Origin of the sequence: Nocardioides sp. W7, assembly GCF_022919075.1 — a bacterium.
Taxonomy (GTDB): Bacteria; Actinomycetota; Actinomycetes; order Propionibacteriales; family Nocardioidaceae; genus Nocardioides.
Genome location: NZ_CP095078.1, coordinates 385,522 through 405,248, shown reverse-complemented (window position 1 = coordinate 405,248; position 19,727 = coordinate 385,522). Strand labels below are relative to the sequence as shown.

17 protein-coding genes and 3 tRNA genes are annotated in these 19,727 nt (G+C 72.8%); 7 read left to right on the top strand and 13 right to left on the bottom strand.

Translation table 11 applies throughout. The annotated features are described in order from the left end of the window. Positions 1-25 precede the first annotated feature (25 nt). Genes MUB56_RS02005 through MUB56_RS01985 form a run of 5 tightly spaced genes read right to left on the bottom strand, consistent with a single transcriptional unit; the run spans position 26 to position 6,343 of the window. Entirely contained in the window at positions 26-1,114 is a 1,089-nt protein-coding gene (locus MUB56_RS02005) for an LLM class flavin-dependent oxidoreductase (protein ID WP_244930243.1), read from the bottom strand. After that, positions 1,111-2,787 (bottom strand): ABC transporter ATP-binding protein, encoded by a 1,677-nt coding sequence (locus MUB56_RS02000; protein ID WP_244930242.1) that lies wholly within the window; start codon positions 2,785-2,787, stop codon positions 1,111-1,113. Before MUB56_RS02000 ends, MUB56_RS02005 begins: the two co-directional genes overlap by 4 nt. Beyond that, positions 2,766-3,641 (bottom strand): ABC transporter permease, encoded by an 876-nt coding sequence (locus MUB56_RS01995; RefSeq protein ID WP_244930241.1) that lies wholly within the window; start codon positions 3,639-3,641, stop codon positions 2,766-2,768. The genes MUB56_RS02000 and MUB56_RS01995 overlap by 22 nt, the downstream gene beginning before the upstream one ends. 52 nt (positions 3,642-3,693) lie before the next feature. Further along, positions 3,694-4,677, bottom strand: coding sequence for an ABC transporter permease (locus MUB56_RS01990; protein WP_244930240.1), 984 nt, complete (start codon positions 4,675-4,677; stop codon positions 3,694-3,696). A 7-nt stretch (positions 4,678-4,684) separates the two neighbouring features. Next, positions 4,685-6,343 (bottom strand): ABC transporter substrate-binding protein, encoded by a 1,659-nt coding sequence (locus MUB56_RS01985; protein ID WP_244930239.1) that lies wholly within the window; start codon positions 6,341-6,343, stop codon positions 4,685-4,687. A 229-nt stretch (positions 6,344-6,572) separates the two neighbouring features. Between MUB56_RS01985 and MUB56_RS01980 the strand changes: the two genes are divergently transcribed. Further along, positions 6,573-8,879 (top strand): molybdopterin-dependent oxidoreductase, encoded by a 2,307-nt coding sequence (locus tag MUB56_RS01980; protein WP_244930238.1) that lies wholly within the window; start codon positions 6,573-6,575, stop codon positions 8,877-8,879. A 67-nt stretch (positions 8,880-8,946) separates the two neighbouring features. Here MUB56_RS01980 and MUB56_RS01975 read toward each other — a convergent pair. Further along, a tRNA-Phe gene (locus MUB56_RS01975) sits at positions 8,947-9,020 on the bottom strand. A 118-nt stretch (positions 9,021-9,138) separates the two neighbouring features. On the opposite strand from MUB56_RS01975, the gene MUB56_RS01970 reads away from it, so the two are divergent. From MUB56_RS01970 to MUB56_RS01960, 3 genes are all read left to right on the top strand, one after another. Further along, a tRNA-Glu gene (locus MUB56_RS01970) sits at positions 9,139-9,214 on the top strand. Positions 9,215-9,306: 92 nt separating this feature from the next. Beyond that, positions 9,307-9,380 (top strand) — tRNA-Asp (locus tag MUB56_RS01965). A gap of 77 nt (positions 9,381-9,457) precedes the next feature. Then, positions 9,458-9,814 carry a metallopeptidase family protein gene (locus MUB56_RS01960; protein ID WP_244930237.1) on the top strand — a complete coding sequence of 119 codons (357 nt, stop codon included), beginning with the start codon at positions 9,458-9,460 and terminating at the stop codon, positions 9,812-9,814. On the opposite strand, the gene MUB56_RS01955 is transcribed toward MUB56_RS01960, so the two are convergent. The 3 genes from MUB56_RS01955 to MUB56_RS01945 are packed head-to-tail and all read right to left on the bottom strand — an operon-like array spanning position 9,811 to position 11,401. Continuing rightward, entirely contained in the window at positions 9,811-10,146 is a 336-nt protein-coding gene (locus MUB56_RS01955; protein ID WP_244930236.1) for a CrcB family protein, read from the bottom strand. The genes MUB56_RS01960 and MUB56_RS01955 overlap by 4 nt on opposite strands. Continuing rightward, positions 10,143-10,520 (bottom strand): CrcB family protein, encoded by a 378-nt coding sequence (locus MUB56_RS01950; RefSeq protein WP_244930235.1) that lies wholly within the window; start codon positions 10,518-10,520, stop codon positions 10,143-10,145. The genes MUB56_RS01955 and MUB56_RS01950 overlap by 4 nt, the downstream gene beginning before the upstream one ends. Then, positions 10,517-11,401, bottom strand: a complete 885-nt coding sequence (locus MUB56_RS01945; RefSeq protein ID WP_244930234.1) for an ATP-binding protein — start codon at positions 11,399-11,401, stop codon at positions 10,517-10,519. The genes MUB56_RS01950 and MUB56_RS01945 overlap by 4 nt, the downstream gene beginning before the upstream one ends. 359 nt (positions 11,402-11,760) lie before the next feature. On the opposite strand from MUB56_RS01945, the gene MUB56_RS01940 reads away from it, so the two are divergent. Then, entirely contained in the window at positions 11,761-13,263 is a 1,503-nt protein-coding gene (locus MUB56_RS01940; RefSeq protein ID WP_244930233.1) for an NAD(P)/FAD-dependent oxidoreductase, read from the top strand. A 3-nt stretch (positions 13,264-13,266) separates the two neighbouring features. Here MUB56_RS01940 and MUB56_RS01935 read toward each other — a convergent pair whose 3' ends face one another. Further along, a complete protein-coding gene (locus tag MUB56_RS01935) occupies positions 13,267-13,938 on the bottom strand; it encodes a PaaI family thioesterase (protein ID WP_244930232.1) in 672 nt (223 codons plus the stop codon). A gap of 192 nt (positions 13,939-14,130) precedes the next feature. Here MUB56_RS01935 and MUB56_RS01930 point away from each other — a divergent pair, with 192 nt between their 5' ends. Beyond that, positions 14,131-16,374, top strand: coding sequence for a SpoIIE family protein phosphatase (locus tag MUB56_RS01930; RefSeq protein WP_244930231.1), 2,244 nt, complete (start codon positions 14,131-14,133; stop codon positions 16,372-16,374). Here the strand turns inward: MUB56_RS01930 and MUB56_RS01925 are convergent. The 3 genes from MUB56_RS01925 to MUB56_RS01915 all read right to left on the bottom strand — a co-directional run bounded on the left by MUB56_RS01925 (position 16,352) and on the right by MUB56_RS01915 (position 18,577). Beyond that, entirely contained in the window at positions 16,352-17,539 is a 1,188-nt protein-coding gene (locus MUB56_RS01925) for an acyl-CoA dehydrogenase family protein (RefSeq protein ID WP_244930230.1), read from the bottom strand. The genes MUB56_RS01930 and MUB56_RS01925 overlap by 23 nt on opposite strands. 85 nt (positions 17,540-17,624) lie before the next feature. After that, on the bottom strand, positions 17,625-17,843 hold the full coding sequence (locus tag MUB56_RS01920; protein WP_244930229.1) for a DUF1731 domain-containing protein: 219 nt from the start codon (positions 17,841-17,843) through the stop codon (positions 17,625-17,627). Continuing rightward, positions 17,843-18,577 carry an NAD-dependent epimerase/dehydratase family protein gene (locus MUB56_RS01915; RefSeq protein ID WP_244930228.1) on the bottom strand — a complete coding sequence of 245 codons (735 nt, stop codon included), beginning with the start codon at positions 18,575-18,577 and terminating at the stop codon, positions 17,843-17,845. The genes MUB56_RS01920 and MUB56_RS01915 overlap by 1 nt, the downstream gene beginning before the upstream one ends. 43 nt (positions 18,578-18,620) lie before the next feature. Here MUB56_RS01915 and MUB56_RS01910 point away from each other — a divergent pair, with 43 nt between their 5' ends. Next, positions 18,621-19,706 carry a hypothetical protein gene (locus MUB56_RS01910; protein WP_244930227.1) on the top strand — a complete coding sequence of 362 codons (1,086 nt, stop codon included), beginning with the start codon at positions 18,621-18,623 and terminating at the stop codon, positions 19,704-19,706. Positions 19,707-19,727: the final 21 nt, after the last annotated feature.

Below are 19,727 nucleotides of genomic sequence, written 5' to 3'. Positions count from 1 at the left end.
GCGCGGGCGGGCTCACCCAGTGCGCTCAGCCGGCGGACCAGCCGAGCGCGGGCGCGACCTCCCGGGCCAGGTCCCTGAGCAGGCGGACGTTGTCGGGCAGCGCGAAGGCCGGCGGTAGGAACAGCACCAGCTCGTCGGCCGCGGCGAGGCCGGGGTCGTCGAGGACGGCCGCGGCGACCTGGTCCGGCGTGCCGTGGTGCACCGGGCTCACCCGCATCCCGGCCGGCAGGTCGGCCGAGACGACGGGCGTCAGCGCGCCGGCCGGTCGGGAGGCCGCCATGCCCTGCGTACGCCGCTGCTCGTCGTACGACGCGTAGCGCTCGCGCAGGTCGGGCGTGGTGCCGGGCAGCACGGAGGCGGCGACGGCGACCGGCGGCGGCTCGGTGCCCTGCACGGCCTGCCAGCGCGCGCGGAACGCCGCGATCACCCGGGCCTGGTACGCCGGGAACGTCTCGCCCTCGGCCAGGCCGTGCAGGACCGTGCCGCAGATGATCCCGAGGCCGAGCTCGGCGGCGTGCTCGGCGGAGCCGACGCTGGCCACCCCCTGGCGCACCCGCGAGCGCAGGCCCGGACTGTGCGGCGTGACGGCGAGCGGGGTGCCGACCGGCGCGCCCTGGTCCGGACCGTCGACGACGTGCAGGGCCTCGCCGGAGACCGCGCCGAGGAACCGGCGCAGCCGCCGCTGGGCCTCGGTGCGGGCGTCCGTGTCGACGGCACCGAAGACCGCGTCGAAGGCGGCGGTCGCCCCGGCCGACAGGGCCAGCTGGAGCCGCTCGCCGACGAGCAGGTCGGTGACGCCGGCGGCCTCGGCCAGCAGCACCGGCTCCTGGTAGCGCATCGGGAGTACGGCGGTGCCGAGCGCGATCCGCTCCGTGTGCTGGCCGACGGCGGAGAGGAACGGCAGCGGCGAGGACAGGTAGTGGTCGAAGTGCCGCTGGTAGACCCAGCCGGACTGGTAGCCGAGCGCCTCCGCGGCCCGGAACAGCTCGATCCCGTCACGCAGGCCGGCCGCCGGCCCGCGCAGGTCGTCGTACGACACCCGGGTGTTGAAGCCCAGCCGCTGCTTGCTGCGCACGGGGGCCGGTGCCGACGAGACGGCGGCCGTGGTGGTCATGGCTTCTCCGTCGTGCCGGGGATCGAGTCGAGCAGCGTGCGGGTGTAGTCCTCGCGCGGGGTGTCGAAGATCTGCGCGACGGTGCCCTCCTCGACGACCCGGCCGCGCCGGACCACGCTGACCGTGTGCGCGAGCTGCCGGATCAGGGCGAGGTCGTGCGAGACGAAGACGTAGGTGAGCCCGAGCTCGGCCTGCAGACTCAGCAGCACCTGGACGATGTCGGCCTGCACGCTCACGTCGAGCGCGGAGGTCGGCTCGTCGAGCACGATCACGTCGGGCCGCAGCACCAGCGCCCGGGCGATCGCGACCCGCTGCCGCTGCCCGCCGGAGAGCGCGTCGGGCCGGCGGGTCAGCAGGGCGGGGTCGAGTCCGACGGCGTCCAGGGCCCAGCGCACCCGGTCGCGCTGCTCCTCGCGGGTGCCGATCCGGAAGCGGTCCAGGGGCTCGCGGACCAGCCGCTCGACCTTCCAGGTGGGGTCGAGCGAGGTGAACGGGTTCTGGTAGACGAACTGCAGGTGCCGGCGTACCGACCTCAGCGCGGCGTGCGAGCGGCCGTCGACGCGCTCGCCGGCCACGACGATCTCGCCGGAGTCGGGCGTCTCCAGGCCCAGCAGCAGCCGGATCGTCGTGGTCTTGCCCGAGCCGGACTCGCCGACGATGGCGTGCGTGGTGCCGGCCGGCACGGCGAACGACAGGTCGTCGACGGCCGTCAGCCGGCTCCGGTCGACGGTGAACGACTTGGTCACCCCGCGGACCACGATCTTCGGCTCCTCGCCGGCCGCGAGCGCGCGCCGGGCCTCGCCGACGTCGCGCAGCTCGGCGTACCGGTCCGGGTTGAGGGAGGGGACGTCGGCGTGCAACTGACGTGCGTACGCCGAGGTCGGGGCCGTCGAGACCTGCTCGGTCGGACCGGCCTCCTGGACCCGCCCGTCCTTGAGCACGACGAGGGAGTTGGCGCGCTCGGCGGCGATGGCCAGGTCGTGGGTGATCAGCAGCAGGCTGATGTCGAGGGAGTCGCGCAGCTCGCCGAGCAGGTCGAGGATCCGCTTCTGGATCGTCGCGTCGAGGGCCGAGGTCGGCTCGTCGGCGATCAGCAGCGCCGGCTGCGGCAGCACCGCGAGGCCGATCAGCACCCGCTGCAGCATGCCCCCCGACAGCTGGTGGGGGTACGACGCCAGCACCCGCTCCGGGTCGTCCAGCCCGACCCGGGTGAGGATGTCGACGACGGCCTGGCGTCGCTGGGCCGGGGACGGGTCCCCCGGGAGCAGGGCGGCCGCCTCCTTCGCCTGCGACCCGATGGTCCGGACCGGGTTGAGCGAGCTGGCGGGGTCCTGCGGGACGAAGCCGATGGTGCCGCCGCGCAACGGGCGGAAGTGCCGCTCGGGCAGCGAGAGCACCTCCTGGCCCTGCACCTCGATCCGTCCGGTCGCGTGCCCGACCCCGGGCGGCAGCAGCCTCAGCAGGGAGCGGGCGATCGTCGACTTGCCCGAGCCCGACTCGCCGATCAGGGCCAGGCTGTGGCCGCGGGGCAGGTCGAAGGAGACGTCGGAGACCACCTGGTGCCCGCCGTAGGAGACCGAGAGCCCCTCGACCCGGAGCAGGCCGTCGGTGCGCTCGGCGACCGGGCTCTCGAGGGTGGCCGTGGTGCCGGTCAGTCGGTCTTGCGGAGCCATCGGCTGATCCTGTTCGCAGAGAGGACGGTGGCGATCGTGACGAGGGCCGGCGCGTAGACCAGCCAGGGGGCGAGCGGGTAGTCCTTGCCGCTGGAGACCAGCAGGCCCCAGTCCGACGCCGGCGGCGGGTCGCCGTACCCCAGGAAGGCCAGGCCGGCGATCACCAGGATCGACAGCCCGAACTGCAGGACGGCCAGGTTGAGCACCGAGCGCGAGGCGTTGGGCAGCACGTGCCGCAGCAGCACGTGCCACCGCGAGCCACCGAGCAGCAGCGACGCCTCCACGAAGACGGCGCGCCTCGTCTTGAGCACCTCCGCGCGCATCACCCGGGCGAAGACGGCGACGGCCGAGACGCCGGTGGCGATGGCGGCGTTGATGGTCTCGAAGCCGAGCGCGCTGACGACCACGACCGCCAGCAGGAAGCTGGGGATGGCCAGCAGCACGTCGACGACCCGGGCCAGGACCACATCGACGCGACCGCCGAGGAACCCGCCGACCAGGCCGACGAGCCCGCCCACCAGCACCCCGATGGCCACGGCGACCAGCGCGCTCGTCACCGAGGACGCCGAGCCGTGGACCACGCGGGAGAACTCGTCGCGGCCGAGATGGTCGGTGCCGAACCAGTGCGCGAGGCTCGGACCCTGGAACGCGTCGGCGGGTACGCCGCGCGCCGGGTCCTGGCCGGTGAACAGGCCCGGGGCCAGCGACCACCCGACCACGAGGGCCAGCATGACCAGCGAGAGCAGGACGCCGACCGGGACCCGGCCCCGGGTCCGGCCGCGGCGCAGGGCGGACGGGCGCCACCCGCCCGAGGTTCGGGGGGCGCGGCCCTGGCTCACGGTGGTGATGCTCATGCCGGGGTCCCCTCGGAGGCGCGAGCGAAGCGAGTGGCTTCGTGGGGAAGGTTCATGCTGTGACCTCCTCGGCGACGGGGCGCAGCCGGCGGGTGGCGCCGCGCAGGTCGACCCGGGGGTCGAGCAGCGGGTAGACGAGGTCGACGACGAGGTTGACCACGACGAAGGTGACGGCCGAGAGCGCCACCACCGCCTGCAGCACCGGGAGGTCCTGGGTGGTGACCGAGCGCTGGACCAGGCTGCCGATGCCGGTGCGACCGAAGATGGTCTCGGTGATCAGGGCACCGCCGAGCAGCTCGCCGACGGTCAGGGCGATCACGGTCACCACGGGCAGCGACGACGGCTTGAGCAGGTGCCGCCAGAACAGCTGCGAGCGTCTCAGGCCCCGGGAGGTGGCGAAGGTGGCGTACTCCTGACGGGCCTCGTGGTCGAGGTTGGCGATCAGCACCTCCGCCACCTGGGCGGAGACCGGGATCCCGAGGGCCACGGCGGCGAAGAAGGTCCCAGCCAGGCCCTCCGAGTCGGTCACCTGCAGGACACCAAGCTGGAAGGCGAAGATGTTGATCAGCAGCAGCCCGATGACGAAGTTCGGGACCGACAGGAACAGCGAGGGGAAGGCCCGCAGCACCCGGGCCGCGGGGGCCGGCAGGTTGCGGGTGCCGTACGCGATGGCGAAGGCCAGCACCAGGGCGACCACCAGCGCGCTGGCGGCCAGCAGGAGCGTGGATCCCAGCACGTCCCCGACCAGCCTCGTCACCGGCAGGTTCGAGCGCAGCGAGACCCCGAGGTCCCCGGTCAGGAACCGCGACAGCGACTCCCACAGCTGCACCCACACCGGCTGGTCGAGCCCGTAGTAGGCGATGATCCGATCGACCTCGGCCTCGGTGAAGTTGTTCTGCGGATCGCGCAGCGTGCTGCTGACCGGGTCGCCGGGCAGCACGCTGATCACCAGGAAGGTGAACACGTAGGCGAGCAGCACGACGACGACCGCCTGGGCGACCCGCTGCAGCGCGTAGACCGCGTAGGGCCGGGACACGGCGACCTCAGCCCTCGAGGTAGGCGGTGAAGAAGTTCGCGTACGCCACGCCGTTGTAGCTGACGCCCTTCAGCTTCGGCGACTGGAGGTAGAGCCGCTGCACGATCTGGGTCAGGGGCACGAAGTAGGCCTGCTCCAGCACGTGGCTCTGGAGCGTGTCGAGCACCGTGTTGCGCGCGTCGACGTCGACCGCTCCGGCGACCTGTCCGGCGAGGTCGCTGAGCTCGGCGTCGCTGTCGCCCAGATTGAACCAGTCCTCACCGGAACCGACCAGCACGCCGCCGACGGTGCCCGCGTCGATGAAGCTGCGGGTGACCTCGTACGCCGGGACGGCGTCGCTGCCGACCGCCACGCGCTCGCCGTACGTCACGACGTCGTAGGCCTGGATCTCGATGTCGAAGCCCAGGTCGCCGAGCTGCTGGGCGACGAGTTCGTCGACGGCCTGCGAGGTGGCCAGGTAGGGGTTCGGGTAGAGCGTCAGGGCCAGCTTCTTGCCGTCCTTGGCGCGGATCCCGTCGCCGCCGGCCTTCCATCCGGCCTCGTCGAGCAGGCGCTTGGCCTCCTCGACGTCGAAGGCGAACTCGTCGCTGTGGTCGGTCGCGCCCGGCACGTTGCTCTGGATGAAGGACTCGGCGGGCAGCCAGTCGTCGGTGTAGACCGTGGAGAGGATCTCCTCGCGGTCGATGCCGTGCTGCACCGCCTGGCGCACCGCGACGTCGTCGAACGGCGCCACCTGGGTGTTGAGCGCGTAGCCGTTGACGAAGCCGAGGTAGCGCGGTGCAGCGACGGTGAAGCCCTGCTTCTTGAAGGGGTCGAGCTCCTGCGGCGAGGGGTTGTAGGCCACGTCGGCCTGGCCGGACTGCACCGCGGCGGTGCGCACCGACGGCTCGGCGACCAGCTTGTAGGTGACCGAGTCCAGGGTGGCGGGACCCTCGTGGTCGAGGGCCTCCGGTCCCCAGTCGTAGTCGTCGCGCTTCTCGAGGACGACGCTGTCGCCCTCCTTCCACGAGGCGACGGTGAACGGTCCGCTGCCGATGTCGTTGCCGAGGTCGGCCTGCTTCTCGGCGGGCAGCTCGAGCGTCTTCGGCGAGATCAGGATCGACCCGTGGTAGCCGAGGGTCGGGATGAAGCCCAGGGTGGGCGCGGTGAAGGAGACCTTCACGGTGCTCGCGTCGACGGCCTGCGAGCTGTCGTACGTCGTCGGGAAGAGCCCGATCGGGTTGATCCCGTCGTCGGGTCGGCCGTCGGCCCAGATCTCCAGGTTCGCGACCACCGCCTCGGCGTCCACGGGGCTGCCGTCGGAGAAGGTCACGCCGCCCTTCAGGTGCAGCGTGAACTCGGTGGCGTCGTCGTTCTGCTCCCAGGTCTCCGCGACCCAGGGGCTCACCTCGCCCTCCTCGTCGACGTAGACGAGCTTGTCGGTCACGTGGCCCCAGATGTGGCCCTGGAAGCTGGAGATGGCGCTGTTGTTGGGGATCCAGGAGTCGCCGAGGGAGTCGATGAGGAAGGTGACGTCCCCGCCCGCCTTCTTCGTGCCGTCGCCCTGCTCGCTGCCGTTGCCGGAGGCAGCGCAGCCCGCGGCGAGGGCGAGCACGGCGGCGGCGGCGGTCACGGTCCGCAGCTGTCGCGAGCGGAGCGCTCGAGACGCGGCACGGAAGGTCTTCATGGGGGTTCTCCTCGGTGGTCACCCGCGGCCCGGGAAAGTCTTCTCAGGCCGGTAAGTCAATCAGAATACTCATGTTTGAAGGCGCGAGTCTGCGCCGTCCACGACTGTAGGTGGGGGGATCTGCGGGGGTCCAAGAGTAGAAGTGGATGAGAACCCATCGACGAGTGTGATCGCCCTCGGCGCCCGCCCGGCCCCCGGGTGGGACGGTGGCGCGCTAGCGTCGGTCGGCATGATCCGGACCACGGAGACCAGCGCGCACTGGGGCTCGTACCTGGTCGACGTCGACGACGCCGACCGGGTGGTGGCCGTGCGGCCGCACGCCGACGACGAGGCCTCCCCGGCGATGGGCAACGTCGCCGGCGGGCACCGGCACGCCTCGCGGGTCGCGCGGCCGAGCATCCGGCGCGGCTGGCTCGAGCGCGGGCCCGGTCCGGACGGGACCCGGGGCGCGGTCGACGAGGAGTACGTCGAGGTGGACTGGCACACCGCCCTCGACCTGGTCGCGGCCGAGCTGGAACGGGTGCGCACGACCTTCGGCAACCGGGCGGTGTTCGGCGGGTCGTACGGCTGGGGGAGCGCGGGCCGGCTGCACCACGCCCAGAGCCAGGTGCACCGGTTCCTCAACGGCATCGGCGGCTACGTGCGCTCGGTCAACGACTACAGCCGCGGCGCGAGCCTGGTGCTGCTGCCGCACCTGGTCGGCGCCCCGGCCGCCGCGGACGTCCGGCTGCGGCCGGTGTCCTGGCCGCAAGTCGCCGAGCACACCGACCTGCTGGTCACCTTCGGCGGCGTACGCCGGTCCAACGGCTGGGTGGTGCCCGGCGGGCACGCGCGGCACTCCGCCGCCGCGCTCGCCCGCTCGGCCGCGACGACGACGCGGGTCGTCTCCCTCTCGGCCCAGCGCGACGATGCGATGGACGGGCTCGACGCGGAGTGGATCGGGGTGATGCCCGGCACCGACACGGCCGTGATGCTGGCCCTGGTGCACGTCCTGGTCGTCGACGGGCTGGCCGACGAGGCGTTCCTCGCGCGCCACACCGTCGGCGCGGACCGGGTCCGCGCCTACGTCCTCGGGGAGACCGACGGGGTCCCGAAGACGCCGGAGTGGGCGGAGCGGATCTCCCGCGCCCCGGCTGCCCGGATCCGCGAGCTCGCCCACGAGATGGCGGCCGGCCGCACGCTGGTCAACGTCGTCTACGCCCTGCAGCGGGGCGAGCGCGGGGAGCAGCCGGTCTTCGCCGGGCTGACGCTGGCCGCCTTCCTCGGTCAGGTCGGTCTGCCCGGCGGCGGCTTCACGCACGGACTGGGCTCGATGGGCGACTACGGCGGCGGCCGGGTGAGCCCCCGGCTGCCGACCTTCCCCCAGGGTTCGAACCCGGTGGCCGAGCACATCCCGTGCGCTCGGATCGCCGACCTCCTCCTGCACCCCGGCGCCGAGCTGCCGTACGACGGCGGCGTGCTGCGCCTGCCCGACGTGCGGCTGGCCTACTGGGCGGGCGGCAACCCGTTCCACCACCACCAGGACCTGCGCCGCCTGCGCACCGCGCTCGCCCGGCTGGACACGCTGGTGGTGCACGAGACCCATTGGACCGCGACCGCCAAGCACGCCGACGTGGTGCTGCCGGTCGCGAGCAGCCTCGAGCGCGACGACGTGGCGGCCGGCCCCGGCGACACCCGGCTGCGGGCCTCGCCCGCCGCGAGTGCGCCGTACGCCGAGGCGCGCGAGGAGCTGTGGATCTTCGGTCGCCTGGCCGAGCGGCTGGGCTCGGACCACGACGAGGGGCTCGATGCCCGGGCCTGGCTCGAGCGGCTCTACGAGGAGTGGCGTACGGCGCCGGGCGCGCCGCCGGCCCCGCCCTTCGCCGACTTCTGGCGCGACGGCGGGGTCGACCTGGCCGCCGGGCACTACCCGGACCCGGTCTTCACCGCGTTCCGCGCGGACCCGGTCGCCCACCCGCTCGCCACGCCCAGCGGCCGCATCGAGCTGTGGTCGCAGAGCATCGCGGACGCCGCTCTGCCCGACCTGGGCCCGCACGCCGAGTGGCGCGAGCCGCGTCGCTGGTGGCGCTCGCCCGACGCGCACGAGTACGACCTGCACCTGCTGTGCAACCAGCCGTCGACCCGGCTGCACAGCCAGCTCGACATGGGTGCGGCCAGTCGCGCGACCAAGGTCGCCGGGCGCGAGCCGATCCGGCTGCACCCGGACGACGCGGCGGCCCGCGGCCTGCGCGACGGCGACGTCGTCCGCGTCACCGGCGCCCACGGCAGCCTGCTGGCCGGCGTGGTGGTCAGCGACGCGCTGCTCACCGGTGTCGCCCAGATGCACACCGGCGCCTGGTACGACCCCTCCGCGCCGGAGGTCGCCGACTGCGTCCACGGCAACGTCAACGTGCTGACCCCCGACGAGCCCACGTCGTCGTTCTCGCAGGCCACCAGCGGTGCGCACGTGCTCGTCCGCATCGAGCGGTACGACGGCCCGCTCCCGCCGGTGCGCGCCCACGAGCCGCCGCCGCTCGTCCGGCCCGCGGGCCGGTGAGATGCAGAACGCCCCCGCCGGGATCCGGCGGGGGCGTTCTTCGCAGGTCAGAGCCCTGCGTTGCTCGTGGGCAGGGGCGGGGTCGAACCGCCGACCTATCACTTTTCAGGCGATCGCTCGTACCAACTGAGCTACCTGCCCGAGCGACCGATACCTTACATGCGCCGGGCGGGGTGCGCCGAATCAGCGCCGACGCGGGTGAGGTGGGGCCGTCTTGGGACCTCCGCGGCGGCGACCTTATGCTGTGCGAGCAGTCCAGGCCCCCATCGTCTAGCGGCCCAGGACCCCGCCCTTTCACGGCGGTAGCACGGGTTCGAATCCCGTTGGGGGTGCCATCCAGGCGTGTGATCGCCGTCGATTGTGACGGGCCAGCGCGTCTGGGTTAGAGTTCCACCGCTTCGCCGCGCAGAACTGGTGAAGACAATCTGGCCCCGTAGCGCAGTTGGTTAGCGCGCCGCCCTGTCACGGCGGAGGCCGCGGGTTCGAGTCCCGTCGGGGTCGCCGACCAGAAGCCCGGATCATCACGATCCGGGCTTCTGTCATTTCCCTCCCCAGCCGGGGCCGGGCAGACTGTCGCGGTGCCGATCGAGATGGACCCCGAGCGCTTCGACGAGCTCGTCGACGCCGCCCTCGACGACATCCCCGACGAGCTCGCCCGACTGGTGCGCAACGTCGTCGTCCTCGTCGAGGACGAGCCGCCCGAGGGGGAGCCCGACGACCTGCTGGGCCTGTACGACGGCGTCGCGCTGACCGAGCGCGACAGCGGCATGCTGGCGAACCTGCCCGACCGGATCTTCATCTTCCGCGGCCCGCTGCTCGACATGTGCGAGAGCGAGGAGGAGCTGGTCGAGGAGGTCCGGATCACCGTCGTCCACGAGGTCGCGCACCACTTCGGCATCGACGACGACCGGCTCCACGAGCTCGGCTACGCCTAGAAGAGCCGGCTGCCCGCCCAGAACCCCAGGGCGCAGGCCCCGACCGCGAGCACCGTGGTCGCCAGCAGGTACGCCGCGCCCCGCCGCGGGCCGAGCCCGTGCGCCTGGACCGCGAACGCGGAGTACGTCGTGAACCCGCCGCAGAACCCGACGCCGAGCAGCGCCGCCGTGTGGCCGGAGACCGACATTGCGGCCAACAGGCCGAGGAGCAGCGAGCCGAGCACGTTGACCGCGAGGGTGCCGCGCGGGACTCGGCCGTCCCAGCGCTGTGCGACGACGTACCGCAGCGGCGAGCCGACGGCGGCGCCCAGGGCGACCAGCAGGCCGGTCATCCGCGTGACCCGAGCCGGCTCCCGACGGCCACCGCGGCGACGCAGACCAGCGCCGTGCCGACCAGGTAGGCCAGCGCGGTCGCGAGCTGACCGTCGGCGAGCAGGGAACGGGACTGCTCGGCCAGCGCCGAGAGCGTCGTGTAGCCACCGAGGACCCCGGACCCCAGCCCGGCCAGCAGCACCGGGCGGCGGCGTACCGCACCGAGGCCGAGCGCGAGCGCCAGCAGGAAGGAGCCCGACACGTTGATCGCGAAGGTCGTCCAGGGGAAGCCGGAGCCGTCGGGGGCGACCTCGCCGAGACTCCAGCGCAGCACCGCCCCCAGCGCACCACCGAGCGCCACCGCGCCGACGGCGCGGGGGTCGGGGCGGCTCACGACGCCGTGCTCTGCCGACTCGAGGAGGTGGCGGCGTCGGCCCAGGAGAGGGGTGGCTCGCCCCGGCCCTGGCGGACGAACTCGCCGAGGTACCACTGCTGGAAGTCGCGCTGCTCCTCGGTGCGGGCCAGCGACAGCAGCCGCTGCTGGCGGCAGAACTCGTCGGCCAGGTCGAGCATCTCGATGAACCGCTCCATGGTGCGGGTGCTCGCGCGGGAGGTGATCATGTCGACCTCGGTCTCGGACACGCCCGACGCCGCCGCGTTCTCGAGCTGGTCGAGGCCGATCCCCTCGCGCAGCTGCCGCTCGAGGGAGGCGAACAGCTCGGAGAGGTCCTTGGCGAGCGGGTAGTCGCTCTCGTGCGCGAGGGCCAGCAGCCGCACCTCGCGCCGCAGCTCACGGAAGTGCCGCTGGAAGGCGAGGTACAGGTCGACCGGCACGCCGCGGATCTGCACGCCGACGGGGTCCTCGGGGCTGACGGCCGGCGGGTCCTCGTCGCCGGTGATCAGACCCAGCACGCCGTCGTCCTCGGCGAAGCTCCGCGCCGGGGCGAACCAGACGGTCTTGCCGTCCACCTCGATCTCCGCACCCCAGGCGTCGGAGCAGCGGGCGACGATGCTGAGTCCCCGGCCGAAGGTCAGCAGCAGGTCGTTGTCCTCGTCCTGGTCGGTCGTCGGCAGCATCGGGCGATCTCGCGAGCCGTCGCGGACCTCGACGCGCGGGTGCTCGCGGGTGCCGCGCACCCGCACCTGGATCGGGGGAGCCGCGTGCAGCAGCGCGTTGGTGACCAGCTCCGAGACGCCCAGCTCGGCGCACTCGGCCAGCTCGGATCGGCCGATGTCGTGGCACGTGTCGACGACCCACCGCCGTGCGTCCTGCACGCCACGGGGGCCAGCGCCCAGCGACAGGGCAGGCCGGTTCAGCGGCACGGGCGGGGCTCCAGGTTCAGGCCGAGACACGGATAGGGCAGGACGCACCATTCTCGGCTGGTTTACCCCCGATCTGCGCCAACCAAACGCAAAGTTTAAGGATGAACTTCTGGGGGTTCTCGACCGTCCGGCCGCCGGTGAACGACGAGATCGATGGGTACGGCGGTGGTGGTCGTGTGACGAACCACACCTGGTGGACCTACCCGTCGGGGCACCGGGTTGGGGTAAGCGTCTCGGCAGCGTGACAATGGCAGCACCGGATCGGCCGGCTGGGCGCGATCCATCTCGATCGACACGCAGGAAGGCTCGTCATGGCAGCGCCTGACCACCCCCGCGACACCCAGGAGCACGCCGACCGGCACCGGGTCGTCGTGGTCGGCTCCGGCTTCGGTGGCCTCTTCGGGACCAAGGCCCTGCGTCGCTCCGACGTCGACATCACGATGGTCGCGAAGACGACGCACCACCTCTTCCAGCCGCTGCTCTACCAGGTCGCCACCGGCATCCTGTCCGAGGGCGAGATCGCGCCGCCGACTCGCGAGATCCTCTCGGGGCAGTCCAACGCCCAGGTGCTGCTCGGCGAGGTCACCGCCATCGACCTCGAGAAGCGGATCGTGACCTCGCACGTCCTCGGCCGCGAGAACGTCACGCCGTACGACTCCCTGATCGTGGCGGCCGGCGCGGGTCAGTCCTACTTCGGCAACGACCACTTCGCCGAGTTCGCGCCCGGCATGAAGAGCATCGACGACGCCCTCGAGCTCCGGGGCCGGATCTTCGGCGCCTTCGAGATGGCCGAGCTCGGCGCCCAGCGCGGCGAGAACGTCGACCACCTGCTCACCTTCGTAGTCGTCGGCGCCGGCCCGACCGGTGTCGAGATGGCCGGTCAGATCGCCGAGCTCGCCCACCGCACCCTCAAGCGCGACTTCCGCGCCATCAACACCCGCACCGCGCGGGTGGTGCTGGTCGACGCCGCGCCGCAGGTGCTGCCGCCGTTCGGCGAGAAGCTGGGCGGCCGGGCCAAGCGCGAGCTGGAGAAGCTCGGCGTGGAGGTCGTCCTCGGCGCGATGGTGACCGACGTCGACGAGCGCGGCATCGAGATGAAGTTCAAGGACGGCCGCGTCGAGCGGATCAACACCGTGACCAAGATCTGGGCGGCCGGCGTCCAGGCCAACCCGCTCAGCCGGACCCTCGCCGAGCAGACCGGTGCGCCGCTCGACCGGGCCGGCCGGATCGGCGTCAACCCCGACCTCACGCTCCCGGGCCACCCCGAGGTCTTCGTCGTCGGCGACATGATCGCCCTCGACAACCTGCCGGGGGTCGCGCAGGTCGCGATCCAGGGCTCGAAGTACGCCGCCAAGGAGATCGACGGCCGGCTGCGGGGCAAGGCGCCGCAGCCGCCGTTCAAGTACTTCGACAAGGGCTCGATGGCGATCATCAGCCGCTTCCGCGCGGTGGCCATGGTCGGCCGGCTGCGCATCTCGGGGGTGGTGGCCTGGCTGATGTGGCTGGGCCTGCACCTCGTCTACATCACCGGCTTCAAGAGCCGGGTCACCGCGCTGATCCGCTGGGCGGTCTCGTTCATCGGCCGGGGCCGCTCGGAGCGGACCACCACCGAGCAGCAGATCTTCGCCCGCACTGCGCTCGCGCGGCTCAAGCGCGGGGCGACCGACCTGGTCTCCCAGCCCGGGGCGTACGACGCCGCGCGCGAGCTGCTGGAGACCTCGCGGCGTGAGGAGCTGGAGGCGCAGGCGGCCGAGGAGGCCCGGCTCACCGACTCCGGCCAGCGGGGCGCCAACCTCGGCGAGCGGACCGGCTGAGCGCTACTCGAAGTACGACGGCGTCGGCTGCTCGGCGTCCTGGTCGGCGATCGCCTGGCGCGCCCAGCGCGGCAGGATGAAGACGCCCTCCGCCTCGACGGTGACCCCCTCGGGTCCGATGATGTGGCCCTTCGCCCAGGTCTTCACGCCGTCGACGCGGTCGATCCAGGCCTCGGCGCGCAGGTCGCCGAGGGGCGTGCCCTGCCGGTAGGTGAGCGTCAGGGTGCCGGTCATGCCGGGCTTCCCGCCGGCCCCGGCGGCCTCGCCGAGCAGCTGGTCGAGGATCATCGCGGAGACGCCGCCGTGCACCAGGCTCGGCGGCCCCTCGTAGGCCGCACCGAGGTGGAAGTCGGACCAGGCGCGGCCGCTGGGGTCGTGGTCGACGACCAGGGGCGGCGCCGCCGGGTTGCGCAGGCCGACCACCGTGTTGCCCCAGGGGCGACCGCGGCCGGCCGGGCCGAAGCGGACGCCGTACGGCCCGTCGAGCTGCTGCTCGCGCAGCCGGTCGGTGATCGCCTCGATCTCGGCCTGCGCCCGCCGGATCTCGTCGTCGTCGACGAGGGTTCTGATCGTGGCGTCGACCAGCTCGCGCACGGCCTGGGTGAAGGGCCCGTAGAGCGCACGCTGGCGCTCGAGCTCCGATTCGGAGATGTCGTCCTGCACGTAGCCACTCACGGGCGGAGTGTAGAACACGTTCCCATTCGGTTCGGGCGGACGGTGCGCCCGCGGCCGCCCCCCACTGCTGACCGGCTCGAACCACGGACGTCGCCGACCCGACCTGATTGGATGGGCCGGACCGGCCGCGCCGTCTCCTCGCGCGACCGAACAGACCCCCCATCCTCCGGAGTGCTCTTGACCGATCAGGCCGTGTCCGCGCACACCCCGGCGTACGCCGCCGCGGACCTGACCAACTGCGACCGCGAGCCGATCCACCTTCCCGGGGCGATCCAGCCGCACGGCGTGCTGCTCGCGGTCGACGCCGAGCGGTGGCAGGTCGTGATGGCCTCGGACAACGTCGCGACGATGCTGGGCGTCGACCTGACGACGGTGCTGGGTTCCTCACTGGCGTCGCTGCTGGGGACCGAGGCCGAGGACGCGATCCGCGCGTCGGTCGAGGGGGAGCGGGCCGAGGTGCTCAACCTGCACCTCGACGCGTTGGCGACCCGCGGGGCGCGGCTGCCGGCGTACGTCGACGCCGCGGTGCACCGCTCCGGCGACCGGGTGGTCGTCGAGCTGGAGGGGGCCGATCGCCAGGCCGCGGCGCTGCTCTCCTACCGGGCCGCACGGGGCGCGATGCAGCGCCTGGCCCGGACCGGCTCGGTGGTCGAGCTCTCCGAGGGCCTGGTCGCCGAGATCGCCGAGCTGACGGGCTTCGACCGGGTGATGGTCTACCGCTTCGACGAGGACTGGAACGGTGAGGTGATCGCGGAGCGGCGCCGGTCCGACCTCAACGCGTTCGTCGGGCTGCACTACCCGGCCACCGACATCCCGGCCCAGGCGCGCCGGCTCTACACCGCCAACTGGATCCGGCTGATCGCCGACATCTCCTATACCCCGGTCCCGATCGTGCCGGTGCTCGACCCGGGCACGGGCAGTCCCCTCGACCTGTCCCACTCGACGCTGCGCAGCGTCTCCCCGATCCACCTCGAGTACCTCTCCAACATGGGGGTGACGGCGTCGATGTCGGTCTCCCTGGTCGTCGACGGCCAGCTGTGGGGGCTGATCGCCTGCCACCACTACTCGGGGGCACACGCCTTGAGCCTCGATGTCCGGGCGGCGTCGGAGTTCCTCGGCCAGGTCGCCTCGCAGCTGGTCGCCGAGCGGGAGCGGGCCGACGCCCGTGACGACGTGCGCCGGGCCGAGGAGCTACTCGCGGAGGTGCAGGCGGCGACCTCGTCGTCCCCGGCACCCCTGAAGGCGCTGATGGAGACCGCGGAGCTGGCGGAGCTGATGGGCGCCGGAGGCGTGGCGCTGTGCTTCGACGGGCGGGTGACCACGCTCGGCACGGTGCCGGACGAGGCGTCGGTGCGCCGGATCGCCGAGCTGCTGCGGCGGCCCGAGAGCCTTCCGGGGGGCAGCGCGCACCTCGCTGCCCTGGACCCGGAGCTGGCGGCGGTGGCCGAGACGGCAGCCGGGGCGCTGGTGATCGGCTCCGCGCCGGACCGCTGGCTGTGCTGGGTGCGGCCCGAGCTCCCCGAGGTCGTCGACTGGGGCGGCGACCCGACGAACAAGCAGCTCGCCCTGGCCGCGGATCCGCAGGTCCGGCTCAGCCCGCGGAAGTCCTTCGAGAAGTGGCAGCAGGTGGTGCGCGGGCACAGCGCGGGCTGGCGGCCCTGGCACCTCGACAACGCCGTCGCGCTCGCCAGCCACCTGGCGAGCCTGCTGTACGTCAACTCCCGCGAGCAGGTCGGCTTGGCCGAGTCGCTGCAGCGCAGCGTGATCCCGGCCGAGCCGCCCCGGGTCCCCGGTCTGGAGCTCGCGGCCCGCTACCTACCGGCATCGACGTTCCAGCTGGGTGGCGACTGGTGGGACGCCTTCGAGCTGCCCGGCGGCCGGATGGCCTTCGTGGTCGGGGACGTCGCCGGCCACGGCGTCGCGGCCGCGACGACGATGACCCAGCTGCGAGCCGCGGTCCGGGCCCACCTGTTCGGCGACGAGTCGCCGGCGGTCGTCCTGGACCGCACCGATCGCTTCATGGACGGTCTGTTCGAGCAGATCATCGCCACCGCGATCGTCGGCACCGTCGAGCCCGCGACCGGCCGGATGGTCCTCGCCGCGGCCGGTCACCCCCCGCCGTTCCTGATCGTGGACGGGGTGGCGAGCGAGCTGCACGTCGCCACCCGTCCGGTGCTCGGCCTCGGGGTCTCGGGTGCGGTCGAGACCGAGCTGGTCCTCGCGCCCGGTTCGACGCTGCTGCTCTACACCGACGGGCTCATCGAGCGGCGCGGGGTCGACCTCGGGACCTCCCTGGCCATGCTCGCCGACCTCGCCGGCGGGGGCCCGGACGGCGCCGGCATGGAGGCGTGGGTCGACGGCATGCTGCTCGCCGCCCCGGGTGCCCGCGACGACGACACGACCGTGCTGGCGATCAGGCTCGGTCCGGCAGGCTGACGATCGCGCCCTGGTCGGTGGTGTCCAGGCCGCGGGCGATGACGAGGCGCTGGATCTGGTTGGTGCCCTCGAAGATCTGCATGACCTTGGCCTCGCGCATGTAGCGCTCGAGGGGGAAGTCCTTGGTGTAGCCCGCGCCGCCGAGGACCTGGACGGCGTCGGTGGTGACCTTCATCGCCTGGTCGGTGGCGATCAGCTTGGCGATGGAGGCCTCGCGGGAGAACGGCAGGCCGGTGTCCTTGAGGCGGGCGGCGTGCAGGGTGGTGGCGCGGGCGGAGGCGACGGCGGCCTCCATGTCGGCGAGCAGGAAGCCCAGGCCCTGGTGGTCGATGATGCGCTTGCCGAAGGTGGTGCGCTGCTGGGCGTAGGCGATGGCGGCGTCCAGGGCGCCCTGGGCCAGGCCGGTGGCGACGGCGGCGATGCCGAGACGGCCGGAGTCGAGGCCGGCCAGGGCGATCCGGAGGCCCTCGCCCTCGGCGCCGAGGCGTCGCTCGACCGGGACGCGGACGCCGTCGAAGCGCATGGTGGCGGTCGTGGAGCCGGTCAGCCCCATCTTGTCCTCGGGCCGGTCGGCGGTGAGGCCGGTGCTGTCGGCCGGGACGAGGAAGCAGGAGATGCCGTCGCGGCCGCCGGGGCTGGCGGAGGTGCGGGCCATGACCTTGTAGAAGTCGGCCTCGCCGCCGTGGGTGGTCCAGGCCTTGGCTCCGGAGATGACGTACTCGTCGCCGATCAGGCGGGCGGTGGTGGTCATCGCGGCCGGGTCGGATCCGGCGTGCGGCTCGGAGAGGCAGTAGGCGCCGAGCAGGTCGCCGCCGAGCATCTCGGGCAGCCAGCGCAGTCGCTGCTCCTCGGTGCCCCGGGTGGCGAGCCCGAAGCAGGACAGGGCGTGCACGGAGACCCCGACGCCGACGCTGGCCCACACCGCGCCGATCTCCTCCAGCACCTGCAGGTAGACCTCGTACGACAGGCCGCCACCGCCGTACTCCTCGGGGTAGGGCAGGCCGAGCAGCCCGGTCCGGCCGAGCATCCGGAAGACCTCGCGGGGGAACTCGCCGGCGGCCTCGGCCGCGGCGGCGCGTGGGGCGAGCTCGTCGGCGGCGATCCGGCGCACCAGCCGGACCAGGTCGACGGCCTCCTCGGACGGCAGCACACGACGAGCGCTCACGGGTCTTCCCTTCGATCGGTGATCCAGGCCACAGGATGCGCCTCCGTGCCGCGGCAGTCACATCGGCGTCGCGAGGAACCGGTGGCTACCGGTCGCGCACGCGGGCGACCAGGTCGGCGGCGGCCGCGGACCAGTCGGGGTGCTCGAACTCGAACCCGGTCGCCAGCAGCCGGGTCGGTACGACGCGCCGGCTCTTCAGCAGCAGCTCGGTGTCGGTGCGCAGCGCCCAGGCGCCGAGCTCGGCCATCGCGCGGGTCGCGGGCAGCCCCGGGCGGTGTCCCCAGGCCCGTCGCAGGACGCGCATCAGCTCGCGCTGGGGGAGGGGCCCGGGGCGGCCAGATTCACCGGCCCGGCGAGGTCGTCGCGGGCCAGGAGCAGGTCGACGGCCCGCACGAGGTCACGGTCGTGGATCCAGGAGACGTACTGGCCGCCGCCCGCGACCGGCCCGCCGAGCCCCAGGCGGGCCATCCGGAGCAGGTAGTCGAACACCCCGCCGCGGTCGGGGCTCATCACCATCGCGGTCCGCAGGGCGACGCGCCGCGTGTGCGGCAGCGTCGCCTGCTGCTGGGCGGCCTCCCAGTGGCGGGCGATCCGCACGCTGTACTCCCAGTACGCCGGCACGCCGGGCTCGTCGCCGCCGATGATCCCGGTGTGCTCGTCGTTCGGTGCGTCCCGCCGGTCCGCGTAGATCGTGGCGGTGCTCATCTGCAGCCACACTGCCGGCGGCCGGGCAGCCTGTTCGAGTGCCCGCCCGACCGCCCGGGTGGACTCGACCCGGGAGTCCATCATCTGGCGCAGGTGCTCCTCGGTGTAGCGGCAGCTGACCGAGCGTCCGGCCAGGTTGACCAGCGCGTCGGCGCCGTCGAGCTCCTCGGCCCAGTCACCGACGTTCCGGCCGTCCCAGATCCGGTGCCGGACGCCGGGCTCCAGCCGCTCGGGACGACGGCTGAGCACCACGACGTCGTACCCGCGGGCGGCGAGCGAGCGCCGCAGGATGCCGCCGACCTGACCGGTGCCGCCCGGGATCACGATGCGCATGTCCGGGACCTTAACCCATTTTGAACGCGTTCAACATGTCACCATGTCCGGTATGGACCTGGGCGTGACGCTCGTCTTCGTCGCCGTCGTCGGCGCACGCTTCCTGTTGCCCCTGGCGATCCCCTACTGGCCGCTCCCCGCCGTGGTCGCGTGCCTCGTGCTCGACGGCGTCGACCAGACGATCTTCCAGCTCTTCGGCTACGACCCGCCCGGCTACCAGGGCTACGACAAGGCGATGGACGTCTACTACCTGGCGATCGCCTACCTCGCCACGCTGCGGAACTGGGCGAGCATGCCGGCGTTCCGGGTCGGCTGGTTCCTCTACTTCTACCGGTTGGTCGGCGTGGTGGCGTTCGAGCTCACCCATGCCCGCCCGCTGCTGCTGGTCTTCCCCAACACCTTCGAGTACTTCTTCATCGCCTACGAGACCGTGCGCGCCCGGTGGTCCCCGATCGCCCTGGCGCTGAGCTGGTGGCTGAGTGCCGCCGCCCTGATCTGGGTGTTCGTCAAGCTCCCCCAGGAGTGGTGGATCCACATCGCGAGGCTCGACGTGACCGACCTGCTGGGGGAGCACCGGTGGGCCCTCCCGCTGCTGTTCGTCGTGCTCCTCGGCGTGGTCGCGGTCGTCCGGTACGCCGTCACCCCGCGCCTGCCCGCCCCGGACTGGGACTGGCGGATGAGCCCGGAGCCGCTGCCCGAGGAGATCGACGAGGCGCACGAGCAGATCGCCTGGCGCGCGGAGCACGACCGGATCCTGTCCGGGGGCACCGCCGAGAAGATCGTGCTGGTCGGGTTGCTCGCGGTCGTGTTCGCGCAGATGCTGCCGGACTTCACGGGCTCCACGTCCGACCTGTTCGTCGGCGTGGCGGTGGTGGTGGTCCTCAATGCCGGCATCACGCTGGTCGCGGCCCGTCGGCACTGGACGGTCGGCTCCCTGACGGTCACCTTCGTCATCCGGCTGGCCGTCAACGTCGTACTGGTGGTGCTCGCCGACGAGGTGCTGCCGGGTGGCGAGGCGCAGCTGGACGGCTTCGACACGATGTTCTTCCTGTCGCTGATCAGCCTGATCACCACGCTGCACGACCGGTGGCGCCCGGTCCACGAGGTACGGGCGGCGGCCGCGGCCTGATCCCGGTTCAAGTGGACCTCC